The following is a 13,364-nucleotide window of genomic DNA, read 5'->3' on the forward strand; positions in this document are numbered from 1 at the left end:
AACGACATATGGGTCCTTTGCTGTTGGTACTCCTACTTGCCCTGCTTCTCTTCGGAGTCGGCTTCGCCGTGAAGCTGCTGTGGTGGATCGCGCTCGTGGTGCTGGTGGTCTGGCTGCTCGGCTTCGTCTTCCGTTCGGTAGAGGGCGGCAGCCGCCGTCGCTGGTACCGCTGGTGAACACCACCGGGCCGCACGGTCGGCCACCACCGGCCCCGGGACCGCCCAGGCCCCGGGGCCGCTCAGGCTCCGGCCCGGGCCCAGGAGGCGCGCCCGCCCGCCCCGCTCAGACGGTGAACTCGTCGGGGTCCGCCGCGGCCCAGTCCTGCGCCCAGCCGCGCGGCGGCTCGGCGAGCAACTCCCCGGGCTGGAGCAGGTCGTACATCTCGGCGCCCGAGAGCACCGTGGTGGCGTCCACGCGCCTGCGCAGCATGTGCGGGCGCAGTCCCGCCGGGTCAGTGACCCCCATGGCCGCCATGATCTGCAAAGCGCTGTGCACGGTGGCCTCCTGGAAGCGGTGCACACGCTCCGACTTGTCGGCGACGTCAAGCGCCCGGGCCCGGCGCGGGTCCTGGGTGGCCACCCCCACCGGGCAGGTGTTGGTGTGGCAGCGCTGCGCCTGGATGCAGCCGACGGCGAACATCATGGCCCGCGCGGCGTTGGTGTAGTCCGCGCCCTGGATGAGGCGTTTGACGATGTCCGCGCCGGTGGCGACCTTCCCGCTCGCCCCGATCCTGATCCGATCCCGCAGCCCGGTGCCGACCAGGGCGTTGTGCACCGTCGTCAGGCCCTCCGTCAGCGGGGTGCCGAGGTGGTCCGCGAACTCCAGCGGGGCCGCGCCGGTGCCGCCCTCGGCGCCGTCCACCACGATGAAGTCCGGGGTCACGTCCTCCGCCAGCATCGCCTTGCACACGGCGAGGAACTGCCGGCGTGAGGTGAGGCACAGCTTGAACCCGGTCGGCTTGCCGCCCGCCAGCTCCCGCATCCGGGCCACGAAGCGGACCAGTTCCCGCGGGGTGCCGAACACCCGGTGGTACGGCGGCGAGATCACCGTCTGCCCCAGCGGCACCTCGCGGACGCGGGCGATCTCGGCGTTGACCTTGCTCCCGGGCAGCACACCGCCGATGCCGGGCTTGGCCCCCTGTGACAGTTTCAGGGACACGCACCTGACCTGTTCGTGCGCGGCCTTGGCGGCGAACTTCCGCTCGTCGAAGCGGCCGTCGGGGGTCCGGCAGCCGAAGTAGGCGGTGCCAATCTCCCAGATCAGGTCCCCGCCGTGCCGCAGGTGGTGGTCGGACAGGCCGCCCTCGCCGGTGTCGTGCGCGAAGCCGCCGAGCGCCGCGCCCTTGTTGAGGGCCAGCACCGCCTGGGCGGACAGCGAACCGAAGCTCATCGCCGAGACGTTCAGCAGCGCCATGTCGTACGGGCGGGTGCAGTCCGGGCCGCCCACGCGCACCGTCGGCGGCTCGTCGGGCACGGGCCTCGGCGCCATCGACGGGACCAGGAACTCGTACCCGTCGGCGTAGACGTCGCGTTCCGTGCCGAACGGCTCCTCGGCGTCCGTGCCCTTCGCCCGCTCGTACACGAGGGACCGGACGTCGCGGTCGAAGGGGCGCCCGTCGTAGTTGCGCTCGATGAAGTACTGCTGGAGCTCCGGCCTGAGGGCCTCCATCAGGAAGCGCAGGTGGCCGAGGATCGGGTAGTTGCGCAGCACCGAGTGCCGCCGCTGGAGGACGTCCCACGCGCCCAGCGCGGTCAGCGCCAGCAGCACGCCGGCCGGTATCCACCACCACGGGGTGACGGCCGCCGCGAGCGCCACCGCGGCGACCGCGGCGCACGTCACCGCCGCCATCAAGATGAATCCGGACACACCGGAGGCCAATCCTCGCACTCTGATCTCCTACAGCCACCGGCCTGCGCCGCCTCGGGGAACGTACCCTCGCAATCCTCCTGCGTCTGCCCGCGCCACCACAGCCACCTCACCTGTGACAACGCCCACCCCGGGGGAGCTGAACCCCGGGGTGGGCGGGCGCCGGGCGGTGGTCCCGGCAGGGGCGCGGGGCGGTGCCGTGCCCGCGTGGCTTCAGCGGGTGACCGGGACGGCGATCGGGTCGAGGTCGCAGTGGTCGACCAGGTCGGCGAGGCCTTCGCCGCCCACCGGGAGCCTGACGGTCGCCTTGCCCTCGGCGGGCACCCTGACCTCCTCGGTCCGGTCGGTGACGGTGATGCCGTCGGCGTCCACGAAGGTCACCGAGACGTAGAAGCGGCCGGACTCAGCGTTGCCGTTGGTGACCTCGGCGGTCGCGTACGGGGTCTTCCTGCCGGCACAGCGCACCAGCCGGGCCTTGGCGTCCTTCGGCCGGTCGTCACCGGACGGGGAGCCGGAGGACGTGGGCCGGTGGGTCGGGTACCGGTGGGTACCGCCGGTTCCGCCGCCGGACGTGCCGCCGCTCGTGCCGCTCCCGGACGTGCCGGTGTCGTACCTGTCGTCGTACGAGTCGTCGTAGGAGGAACCCCCCGACGACGAGGACGAGCCGCCCGAGGACGACGCCGAGGAGCTGTCGTGGTCCTGGTGCGAGCTGCTGCAGCCGCCCCCGCCCCCGCCGCTGCTGTGGTGTCCGTAACCGTGGCCGCGGCCCGTGAAGCCGGTCAGGGCCAGCGCCGACATGGCCAGTACCGCCGCGAACTTGAGTGTGTTCCCCCGGGTCTGCATGCCGCCACCCTACCGAGCAGGACGGCCCCGGGCGGGCCTGACCCACCCCTCCCTCAGGCTCCGGCGGGCGCCTGGGGCCCGTCTCCGGCGGCCGTCTCCCGGCCGTGTGTCCGCTCGCCTTCCGCGGGCGTCTTCCGGCTGTGTGCCGGCCCGCGCCCGGCGCCCGGCGGCCGGCGGCCGGCGGCCGGCTCCCGGCTCCCGGCTCCCGGCCGCGGTGCGCCTACCCGTCGGGCCGCGCGTGTACCGCCGGCCCCTGCCGCCCGCCGTGCCGCGCGGCTGCCGGGGGCGTGGACGGTACGCGCCCGGGCGGGCGTCACGCCGTGCCGGGTTTCGGCCCCTTGGGGCGAGGGCACGCGCAATTGTCCGGGGCCGCCGGCCTCCAACGCCCTTCAGGCGGTGGGGGGTCTGAGTCGCGTGGGCGCGATCGGCCGCGACGGTTGCCTGCGGGGCGTCGCCGTCCGAAGGGGGGTTTCTGTCGTTGCCGGACCACCGGCCGGTGGGTAACCGCGCGCGACCGCGACGATGCCGTCGGGTCGGCGGCGTTCCGAGTCGGACGCGCGGCGCGGCCGCGTACGCGCCGCGTTCCCGGCGGGACACGAGGAAGGGAGTTGGCGGAGTTGGCGTCGGTGGGGCGGCTGGCGGTGGTGCGCAGGCGACTGGCGTGGGAATCGGGGGAGTTGCGCCGGGCGGCGGCCCGTGCGGTGCGCGGCCCCGGCCCCGAGCGGGACACCGCGGTGCAGTCCTGCAAGGCGGCCGGCTCCGCGGTCGCCGCCTGGGCGCTGACCGGCTGGTGGCTCCAGGCGCCCCTGGCCCTGCTCGCCCCCTGGACGGCCCTCACCCTCGTCGAGGCCACCGTCTACCGCTCGGTCCGCTCCGGGCTGCAACAGCTCGCGGTCATCATGACCGGCACCCTGGGGGCCGCCGCCGCGATGGCGGCGACCGGCGGCAGCACCCTCGGGGCGATGCTGCTCGCCCTCCCGGTCATGGTGCTGTTCGGCAGCCACCGCCGCTTCGGGGCCCAGGGCCTCTACGGGGCCACCACCGCGCTGTTCGTGATCACCGACGGCGCGTACTCCCTCTCCGCGGTCGGCCACCGGCTGCTGGAGACGCTGATCGGAGCCGCCCTGGGCATCGCCGTCAACGCGTTCGTCCTGCCCCCGGTCCATCTGCGCAACGTACGCGAACAGCTGCACCGCCTGCCCCGCGACAGCGCCGCGCTGCTGCACGCGATGGCCGGCGCGCTGGGCGGCGAGTGGACCTCGTCGGACGCCGCCGCCTGGCACGACCGTGCCCGCCGGCTCGCGCGGATCCCGGGGGCCGTCTCCGAGGCCCGGCGGTGGACCGCGGAGAGCGCCCGCGCCAATCCGGGCGCCCGGCTGCGCCGCGCCGGGCCGCCGCCCCCGGCGGCGGAGCACGACGCCCGCTGGGAGAGCGTCGCCGGCCACCTCGTGACCATCACCCGCACCCTGGACTCCACCACCGGCGAGCAGGCCCGCCTGACGGTGCCGGGCACGGCCTTCCTCGCCCGGTACGCGGAGCTGGCCGAGCGGGCGGCGGTCCTCTGCGAGGCGGAGGCGCGTCTGCTCGAGGCCGGTGCGGAGCCCCGGGCGGCGGGGCGCCCGGGGGACGGCTGCGGTTCCGGTACCGGTACGGACCCGAGGCCCCGTGCCGGGGCGGAACGCCGGGCGGCGCCCGACCGGCTGAGGCGGGCCCGGGACGAGGCCTGGCGGATCCACGACCGACTGGCCGCGGACTTCGCCGAACGGCCGGGGGACGCTGCCGCGGTCTGCGGTGAACTCCTCGTGGAGAGTGCGCAGTTGTTGTCCGCCCTGGCACCACGAGACGCCGACTCCGCGGCCGAGGGCACGGACTCCGCGGCCGACGGGGGTTCGGCCTCCGTGGCTGAGGGTGCGGCCTCCCCCGCCGGGGGCGCGGCCCCCGCTGCGGGGCCGGCGCGGCCCGTGCGGCGGCATGCCCCGGCACGGGGATGAGGTCTCCGTTCGCCGCCTCCGGTGACCGACCGTCGTGGGCCGGTGCCCGTGGGGCGGTGACAGTAGCCCCCTGAGGCGGTGACGGGCCTCGCGTCGCGTCCCGGCCGGGCGCGCGGTGCGCACGCCCCGCAGGGGGCTCCCGGCTCCGGTAATGCGTAAAAGGTATTGGACCCGACATTTCGGTCGGGCTCACCCTGAACTGGTGGGCGTCCGCGCCCGCCGAGAATCGCACGATCTGCGAATGACCTGCGGAAACCGCCGCGCGACCTGATCGGGGGACCCGATCGGACGACCCGATCACGCAGGTGAACGGGCCCGGCCCGGTCAGGCCGTCGCAGCTGTGAGGAGACCTTATGCGTGCTGCCGTACTGCCCGGTCCCAACGCCGAACTGGAGCTCGTGGAGCGCGACGTGCCGAGCCCCGGCCCGGGAGAGATCCTGGTCAAGATGGTCGCCTGCGGGATGTGCGCCTCCGAGGTCACCCTGGTCAAGGGCGAATACCCGTTCGCCAGGTTCCCGACCATCCCCGGGCACGAGGTGAGCGGGGTCGTCGCGGAGCTCGGCGAGGGCGTCACCTGGCCGGAGAAGGGGACGCCGGTGGGGGCGCAGTTCCTCTACGACTCGGACATGCGCTGTGACTACTGCGCCCGCGGCGAGCAGATCCTCTGCCCGCACAAGCGCATCACCGGCATCGTCACCGACGGCGGCTACGCGGAGTACGGACTGTTCCGCGAGGGCTTTGTGACACCGCTGCCCGCGGGCTTCGACCCGGTCGCCGGCGCCCCGCTGATGTGCGCGGGCCTGACCGCCTACAACGGCCTGCGCAGGGCCGGCGTCAGGGAGAACTCCAGGGTGGCGGTGCTCGGTGCCGGCGCCATCGGCAGCATGGCGGTGAAGTTCGCCATCGCCATGGGCGCCCGGGTGGCCGTGCTCGGCCGCTCGCACCGGAACGAGGAGCGGGCGAAGGAGCTGGGCGCCGAGCGCTACATCGCGACGGGCGACCAGGACCCGGCCGCCGCGCTCAAGTCCTGGGGCCACGGAGCCGACTTCGTCATCAACAGCACGCCGTCCACCGCCGCGGCCGCGGCGACCCTGGGCGGCCTGGCACCCGGCGGCACGCTCGTCCTGCTCGGCTACGGCCCCGATCCCCTGGAGCTGCCGACCCAGCCGATGATCCTCAACCGGCTGCACGTGATGGCCTCGCCGTCCGGCTCCCCGCAGGACACCCGCGCCACCGTCGACTTCGCCACCCAGCACAACATCCTGCCGGACATCGTCCCGATCTCCCTCGACGATGCGCCGGCCACCCTCACGCGGATGGTCGACGGCACCTGGTCCGGCGGCCGTGCCGTGATCACCTTCTGACCTGCCGCCGACCGGTCGAGCCGACAAGGAAGTGATGTCATGACGTCCCGATTCTCCGAGCAGCCCCCGCCGTCCGACCGGCAGGTCGTCCTGATCACCGGGTCGAGCAGCGGTTTCGGCGCGCTCGCCGCGCGGTTGCTCGCCCATGCGGGCAACACGGTGTACTCCACCATGCGGGACATCCGAGGCAAGAACGCCCAGCGTGCCGCCGAGGTGCAGGACTACGCCCGGCAGCACGACATCGACCTGCGCCCCATCGAACTCGACGTCCTCTCGCAGGACTCCGCCGACCGGGCCATCGAGACGGTCATCGGCGAGTGCGGGCGGCTGGACACGCTGGTGCACAACGCAGGGCACATGACGCTGGGCGCGACCGAGTCCTTCACCCCGGAGGAGATGACGTCGGTCTTCGACACCAATGTGCTCGGCACGCAGCGGGTCAACAAGGCGGCGCTCCCGCACATGAGGAGCGCCGGCCGCGGGCTCCTGCTGTGGGTGTCCAGCTCCACCGCGTGGGGCGGCTTCCCGCCGTTCCTCGGTCCGTACGCCGCCGCCAAGGCCGCCATGGACTCGCTGGCGATGACGGTGGCCCTGGAGGTCGCCCGGTTCGGCATCGAGTCGGCGACCATCGTGCCCGGGTCGTTCACCAGGGGCACCGAGCACTTCGAACACGCCGGAGGTCCGGCGGACACGGACCTCGAAGCCGAGTACGACAGGCGCTACCAGGGCCTGACCGCGCAGGTGAACGAACGGCTTGCGGCTCTCATGCCGGCCGAGGGCGACGTCAGCCAGGTGGCGGACGCCATCGCCCGGGTGGTCGGCATGGAGTACGGGACCCGGCCGTTCCGCACGGTGGTGGACCCGGCCGACGACGGCGCGGGGCGTGTGCTGGAGGCCGCGGAGCGCGAGCGGACGCACTTCATGGAGCGCATCGGCATCCCGGACCTGCTGCACCCGTCCACCCCGGTGAGCCGCTGAGTCCCCGGTCCCGGGCGGGGCCCGCCGTGGGGCTGCGCCCGGCGCCCCGCCCTCCACCGGCCGGTGGCCGGACCCGGCCCGCCGCAGGCGCGCGGGGGCTGGTCGCGCAGGTCCCCGCGCCCCTTGGGAGCACCGGGGCACAGCCCCCCAGCCGGGCACCGCCGCACGGGCACCGGAGTGCCCCCACCGGCCGGGCGCCGGACCTTCGGACGAGGCCTCAGCCGGCCGGCCGCACCCGGTAGCTCACCGCCGCATACGGGAAGTTGCCCGTGTGCAGGCTGCCGAGGACGTAGTACAGGTCGCCGGAGGTGCCGGGCGCGCCCTTCCGGCAGTCGGCGTTGAAGTAGACCTCGACGTGGTTGACGGTGTAGTTCAGGCCGGACAGGGCGGGCGCGGGCAGGTTCCGGCAGGTGCCCGGGTCGTCCAGGGAGGCGGGCGTCTTGCCGCCGGACTGGTTGGTGCCCGTGTAGAAGGTGACGTCGCCGACGTCCGCCGCCGAGGCGAACCCCGCCCCGCCCGCGAGGGCGAACAGCGCGGTGGCGGTGACCGCGGTGGCGGTGGCGGCGAGCTTACCGGTGCGTCTGGTCATGGGGGTCTCCTTCGTAGGGGGCGACGGGGGCCGGGTGCACGTCGGTGCGGGGGCCCAGGGCGGCGCCGGTGCGGCCGAACCCGGCGGCGGCACGCGAATACTTGCATCTTCAATGACGAGGCGGAAGGGCGCAAAGGAGCCACCGTCCCGGCGTGCCGGCCGGGGCGCAGAGAGGCGCCTCTACCACAAGGCGACACGCCGCGGGGCGGCGCTCACGAAAGGGTGGTTCCGGGCCGGCCCGGTGACGGAGGACGGCGCGGCGTCGTACGTTGACACCCGTGGATGTCAGGCAGCGCACCGCTCCCGGACCGTCGGTGATCGTCGTCGGGGCAGGGTTCGGCGGAATCGCCGTCGCGGCCGAGCTGCTCCGGCACGGGCACGAGGACGTGCAGCTGCTGGAGGCCGGTCCGGAGCCCGGCGGCACATGGCACTTCAACCGCTACCCGGGCGCGGCCTGCGACGTGCCCAGCCACCTCTACTCCTTCTCGTTCGCTCAGCGGTCCGACTGGCCGCATGTCTTCTCGCCCCAGCCGGAGATCCTCGACTACCTGCGGCAGACCGCGGCCGCCCTGGGCATCGACCGGCGCATCACCACGCGCACCACCGTGACGTCCTGCGCCTGGGACGAGCCCACCCGCCGCTGGACGGTGCACAGCACCGGGCCCTCCGGCCGCGCCGAGCGGCGCACCGCGGACGTCCTGGTGCTGGCGACCGGTCAGCTCAGCCGCCCCGCCCTGCCAGAGATCCCCGGCCTGGCGGATTTCACGGGCGTGAGCTTCCACTCGGCACGCTGGGACCACTCCTACGACCTGCGCGGCAAGCGCGTCGCCGTGATCGGCACGGGCGCAAGCGCCGCCCAGTTCGTCCCGGAGATCGCCCCCCTGGCCGACCGGCTCACCGTCTTCCAGCGCACCGGCAACTGGTTCCTGCCGCGCCGGAGCAGACCCACCCCCGCGCCGCTGACCTGGCTGCTCGGACATGTGCCCGGTGCACGCCGGGCCTGGCGCGCCCTGGCCTACCACTACGTCGAGACGATCACTCGCTGCATCCGCCACCCCCGGACGTTCGGCCGCGTCGGCACGCTGCTGTCGTCCGCGTTCATGCGGACGCAGCTCAGGGACCCAGAACTACGCCGCAGGGCATGGCCCGACCATCCGTTCGGCTGCAAGCGGGTGCTGCTCAGCTCGACGTTCCTGCGCACGCTGGCGCGCGAGAACGTGGAACTGGTCACCGAGCCCATCGAGCTGATGACACCCGAGGGACCCCGGACGGCCGACGGCCGGGTGCACGGCGTGGACTGCGTCATCTACGGCACCGGCTTCAGGACCAACACCTTCATGGCCCCCATGGAGGTCACCGGAACCGGCGGCCGCGCGCTGAGCCGGCAGTGGGCCGGCGGCGCACAGGCCCACCTGGGCATCATGGTGGCCGGCTTCCCCTCGCTGTTCCTGATGTACGGGCCCAACACCAACACCTCCGGCGGCTCGATCATCTTCTTCCTGGAGGCCCAGGCCGCGTTCCTGCGCCGGGCCCTGGAGCTGATGCGGGAGCACGGCGCCGCCGCGCTGGACGTACGGCCCGAGGCGCAGGCCGCCTACGACCGCGAGGTCCAGGCCGGGTTCGAGGGCACCGTGTGGAACCACTGCGCGTCGTGGTACCGCACCGCGGACGGCCGGAACGTCGCCAACTGGCCCGGCTACATGGCCGAGTACGCCGCCCGCACCCGCCGCCCGGACCCGGCGGACTTCCATCTGATCCCGGCACCCGCGCAGGACGCGGCCGGCACGGGGTAGCGGCCGGCGGACACACGACCCGCCACGGCGCCGTCGTTCAGTCGGGCTTGCCGAAGAACCAACTGCCCGGCTTGTTGTAGTTGGACGTCGTGAAATAGTGCCGGAAGCCCTGGAGGAACTCCGACTGCGTGAGCCGCCCGTCCCCGTCGGCGTCGGCCGCGGTGAAGGTCTGCGACGCGTTCTCCGCCGTGACCCGGAACGCCCGTTGCAGCCGGGCGAACTCGTCCCCGTCCACATAGCCGTCGCCGTCCGCGTCGACCACGTCGAACATGGCCGAGCCGATGTAGTCCACCACATTGACCCGGCTGCTGTCGGCGATGGCCTGCTCGTAGCTGTCCACGAACTCCGCGAGTGAGAGGGACTGGTCGTTGTCGGTGTCGCCGTGCAGCAGCAGCTCGTCCCAGAGCACATGGAAGGAGTTGGCGAGAGCCCGGTGCCTGCGGGAGCCCGTCAGCCCGAACTCCTCCGCCAGCGCGTCGACGATCGCCTGGAAGTCCTCGGGTTCCAGGTAGCCGTTGCCGTCCTGGTCGAAGGCGTTGAAGACACGCGTGAGCTTCTCTTCTCGCGGGGTTGCTGCCATGGGCGTCTCCCGTCGTCACTGATGAACCACCACGAGAACCGCGTGGTGGCGCTTTGGGTTACGTGGCGTTGCTTACCAGGCCGGCATGGAGTCGGCGAAGCTCCGTCTTGAGTACCTTCCCGGCCGCCGACAGCGGCAGCGCGTCGAGGAAGCGGACGTCCCGAATGCGCTGGTACGGCGCGACGCGCAGGGCGACGAAGCGCATGAGGTCCGCCGCGAGACCGGGACACGCGCCGTGCCGCTCCCGGGGGACGACATAGGCGACGGGGACCTCGCCGGCCTCCGGGTCCGGGGCGCCGATGACGCTGGCCTGCGCGACGGCGGGATGCCGGTGGAGCAGGTCCTCCAGCGCCGCCGGATAGACGTTGTACCCCTTGTAGATGAGCATGTCCTTGGCGCGCCCCGCGAGATGCAGCCAGCCGCCGCCGTCCAGGTGGCCCAGGTCGCCGGTGCGCAGCCAGCCGGCGGTGAACTGCGCGGCTGTCAGGGCGGGGGCGTTGTGGTAGCCGGCCGCGATCTGCGGGCCGCGCGCCCAGACCTCGCCGACCTCGCCCGGCGGCAGCCGCTCGCCGCTTTCCGGGTCCCGGATCTCGATGTCGGTGTCGAACAGCGGCGCGCCCACCGTGCCGGGCGGGGCGGGCCGGTCGCGGTCCATGGGGTGCGCGCACAGGCCCATGGTCGACTCGGTGAGGCCGTAGCCCTGGACGACGCAGGCCCGGGGGAAGAGCGCGCTCAGCCGGTCCAGGGTGCCCGGATCGACCGGTGCCGCTCCCGACGTGACGACGCGCACCGAGGTCAGGTCGGCATCCTCCACGCCAGGCAGCGCGAGCAGCGCGCGGAACAGCGGGGGAGCGCCGGTCACCGAGGTGACCCGGTGGGCCTGGACGGTGCGTACGAAGCGCGCCGCGTCGAACCGGCCGCCGATGACCACGCTGGTGCCCATGACGGTGTGGAAGTTCTGCCCGACCAGCCCCATCGTGTGGTGCATGGGGGCCTGGGCGATGGTGGTGCCGCGGCCCGGCGGGACCGTGTTCGCGGTCCTGGCCGGTGCGTGCGGCGCCAGGGTCAGGCCGCCGCCCGGGGTCCCGCAGGGCAGCGCCGCGGCCGCCCAGCAGGCCATCTGCAGGACATTGGAGACGACGTTGCGGTGCAGCACCCGCACCGCCTTGGGGCGCCCCGTCGTGCCCCCGGTGAAGCACAGGTGGGCCAGGTCGTCCCCGCGCACCGTGCTCGGCTCTCCCGCGGCCGAGGCCAGCAGGTCGCCCAGCGGCACTTGGCGGTGGTCCTGCGCCCCGGCCGGCGCGGGTGCGGCCGCGGTGCCGGGCACCACGACCGTGTGCCGGAGACCGGCGGGCGCCGCCGCCTCCAGCGCGGCCAGCGCCACCGGGTGGGTGAGGACGGCGACCACGCCGGCGTCCTCGCACTGCGCGCGGACTGCGGCGGGCGGCAGCGAAGGGTTGACCGGCACCACGACACCGCCGGCCAGCAGCACCCCGTAGTAGGTGACCGTGAACCACGCCGAGTTGGGCTGGTGCAGGGCGACCGCCTCGCCCGCGCGCACGCCGCACGCCCGCAGCCCTTCGGCGACCCTGAGCGCACGGTCGTGGACCTCGGCGAACGTCAGCGCCAGGCCGCCGTCGAGCAGCGCGGTGCGGTCCGGCCAGCGGTGCGCGGCGCCGGCGAGGACCGCGGCCGCAGAGCAGTCGGGGTAGTCCAGGTGGGGCGGCATTCCGGCGGGCAGGCAGCGGCTCATCCGGCCACGTCCTCGGCCGGCGCCGGCGCGGTGCGGGGGGAGAGGCCGGGGGTGTGCTCGTCGTCCAGCACGTCGGCCGCCATCCGGACCATCGTGTGCAGCGGCGTCCCGCGGCCCGCGGGGCCGATCACGGCCCGCAGCGTCTCCAGCAGGCCCCGGCTCTCCCGCGCCGTGGGCGTCCGCCCGCCGACGTGCGCCGCCTGCCGCAGCGCCACCGCGAGCGAGCCGTGCACCAGCCGCAGCGACGCCGCCTGCCGGAGCGCGCCCAGCGCGGCCTGGGTGCCGAACGGCACGATGTCCTGGTTGTGGTGGTTGGTGGGCAGCGACTGGACGCTCGCGGGCACCGCCCGGCGGCGCATGTCGGCGACGATGGCGGTGGCGGTGAGCTGCACGCCCTGCACCCCGTGGTCCCGGCCGGGCGTCTCCGCCAGCACCGGGTTGAGCCCGCCGTTGCGCCCGGGGTCGATCAGCAGGTCGAGCTGCCGCTCGGCCAGATTGGCCATCTGCACCGCGGCGAGGGTGAGCGCATCGCTGACGAAGGCCACCTGCTGCCCGAAGAAGTTCCCACCGTGCGCGACGACGTCGTGCTCGGGGAAGAACAGCGGGTTGTCGCTGACGCCGTTGAGGTCGTCCTGGATGACCTGGTCGGCGTGGCCGAGGGTGGTGCAGACGGCGCCGAGGAGCTGCGGGGTGCAGCGGATGGAGTACGGCTCCTGCAGCGGCCGCGTGCCGGTGGGCCGCAGTCCCGCGAGGCGCCCGCGCAGCATCGCGGCGGCGCGCACGGTGCCGCTGTGCCCGAGCGCGTCGGCCAGGTCGGGGGCGGTGAACGCGTCGGCACAGCCCAGCATGTCGGCCAGCAGCGCGGTGAGCGCCACGGCCGCGGACAGCGAGGACGTCAGCCGGGCCAGCGCGAGCCCGGCGACCGCGGCGGTCACGGAGGTGCCGTTGACCAGACCCAGGGCATCCCGTCCGGTGAGCACCAGCGGCGTCAGGCCGGCCGTCTCCAGGGCCTCCGGGGCGGGCATCCGGCGGCCGTCCAGGTAGGCGTGGCCGCGGCCCTGTAGACAGCGGGCCAGGTGCGCGAGCGGCGCCAGGTCCCCGCTGGCGCCCAGCGAGCCCAGTTCCGGGATGGCCGGGGAGATGCCGGTGGCCAGCGCGGCGGCCAGGGCGTCGAGCACGGCCGGGGCCACCCCCGACCGCCCCTGCGCCAGCGACCAGTACCGGGCCAGCATCACCGCACGGGCCACATCAGGCGGCAGGTCCGGGCCCTGGCCCACCTCCAGATGGCTGATCAGGTTCTCGCACTGATCGGCCGGGTCGGCGCACCCGCCGTAGGAGACCAGCGGCCCGAAGCCGGTCGTCGAACCGTAGATCTCCCGCTCGCTCCGCAGGCACGAGTGCAGGTACTCCTGGCAGGCGACGACCCGCCGCCGCGCCTCGTCGGTGAGGCCGATGCGCAGCGGCGCCGCGGCCCGGGTCAGCTCCCGGGGCGTCAGGCGGGCCGGGTACACCAGCGTGGGCGTCGCCCTCTTGACGGGCAGTACGGTCATCGAACGGTCCTTCTCGGCAGCATCGACAGGGGGATTCGTGCACAACAGCGTGGAGCG

General features: G+C 74.1%; 11 protein-coding genes. 5 read left to right on the top strand and 6 right to left on the bottom strand.

The window, feature by feature from the left end:
* Positions 1-8 precede the first annotated feature (8 nt).
* Entirely contained in the window at positions 9-176 is a 168-nt protein-coding gene (locus ACSMXW_RS24295; RefSeq protein WP_485799320.1) for a DUF5670 family protein, read from the top strand.
* Positions 177-282: 106 nt separating this feature from the next.
* Here ACSMXW_RS24295 and ACSMXW_RS24300 read toward each other — a convergent pair whose 3' ends face one another.
* Both ACSMXW_RS24300 and ACSMXW_RS24305 read right to left on the bottom strand, forming a co-directional pair.
* On the bottom strand, positions 283-1,848 hold the full coding sequence (locus tag ACSMXW_RS24300; protein WP_485808267.1) for an FMN-binding glutamate synthase family protein: 1,566 nt from the start codon (positions 1,846-1,848) through the stop codon (positions 283-285).
* A gap of 231 nt (positions 1,849-2,079) precedes the next feature.
* Entirely contained in the window at positions 2,080-2,709 is a 630-nt protein-coding gene (locus ACSMXW_RS24305; RefSeq protein WP_485799321.1) for a hypothetical protein, read from the bottom strand.
* 608 nt (positions 2,710-3,317) lie between these two features.
* On the opposite strand from ACSMXW_RS24305, the gene ACSMXW_RS24310 reads away from it, so the two are divergent.
* The 3 genes from ACSMXW_RS24310 (at position 3,318) to ACSMXW_RS24320 (ending at position 7,042) form a co-directional block, all read left to right on the top strand.
* Positions 3,318-4,700, top strand: a complete 1,383-nt coding sequence (locus ACSMXW_RS24310; protein WP_485799322.1) for a hypothetical protein — start codon at positions 3,318-3,320, stop codon at positions 4,698-4,700.
* A gap of 353 nt (positions 4,701-5,053) precedes the next feature.
* Positions 5,054-6,064, top strand: coding sequence for an alcohol dehydrogenase catalytic domain-containing protein (locus ACSMXW_RS24315; RefSeq protein WP_485799323.1), 1,011 nt, complete (start codon positions 5,054-5,056; stop codon positions 6,062-6,064).
* A gap of 39 nt (positions 6,065-6,103) precedes the next feature.
* Positions 6,104-7,042 carry an SDR family oxidoreductase gene (locus ACSMXW_RS24320; RefSeq protein ID WP_485799324.1) on the top strand — a complete coding sequence of 313 codons (939 nt, stop codon included), beginning with the start codon at positions 6,104-6,106 and terminating at the stop codon, positions 7,040-7,042.
* A 217-nt stretch (positions 7,043-7,259) separates the two neighbouring features.
* Here ACSMXW_RS24320 and ACSMXW_RS24325 read toward each other — a convergent pair whose 3' ends face one another.
* Positions 7,260-7,631, bottom strand: a complete 372-nt coding sequence (locus ACSMXW_RS24325; protein ID WP_485799326.1) for a hypothetical protein — start codon at positions 7,629-7,631, stop codon at positions 7,260-7,262.
* A gap of 278 nt (positions 7,632-7,909) precedes the next feature.
* Between ACSMXW_RS24325 and ACSMXW_RS24330 the strand changes: the two genes are divergently transcribed.
* A complete protein-coding gene (locus ACSMXW_RS24330; RefSeq protein ID WP_485799327.1) occupies positions 7,910-9,424 on the top strand; it encodes a flavin-containing monooxygenase in 1,515 nt (504 codons plus the stop codon).
* 37 nt (positions 9,425-9,461) lie between these two features.
* Here the strand turns inward: ACSMXW_RS24330 and ACSMXW_RS24335 are convergent, their stop codons facing one another.
* Genes ACSMXW_RS24335 through ACSMXW_RS24345 form a run of 3 tightly spaced genes read right to left on the bottom strand, consistent with a single transcriptional unit; the run spans position 9,462 to position 13,307 of the window.
* A complete protein-coding gene (locus tag ACSMXW_RS24335) occupies positions 9,462-10,004 on the bottom strand; it encodes an EF-hand domain-containing protein (protein ID WP_485799329.1) in 543 nt (180 codons plus the stop codon).
* Positions 10,005-10,062: 58 nt separating this feature from the next.
* A complete protein-coding gene (locus tag ACSMXW_RS24340; RefSeq protein WP_485799331.1) occupies positions 10,063-11,757 on the bottom strand; it encodes a class I adenylate-forming enzyme family protein in 1,695 nt (564 codons plus the stop codon).
* Positions 11,754-13,307 carry an aromatic amino acid ammonia-lyase gene (locus tag ACSMXW_RS24345; RefSeq protein ID WP_485799333.1) on the bottom strand — a complete coding sequence of 518 codons (1,554 nt, stop codon included), beginning with the start codon at positions 13,305-13,307 and terminating at the stop codon, positions 11,754-11,756. Before ACSMXW_RS24345 ends, ACSMXW_RS24340 begins: the two co-directional genes overlap by 4 nt.
* Positions 13,308-13,364 lie beyond the last annotated feature (57 nt).

This window comes from Streptomyces sp. DSM 116793 (assembly GCF_057320905.1).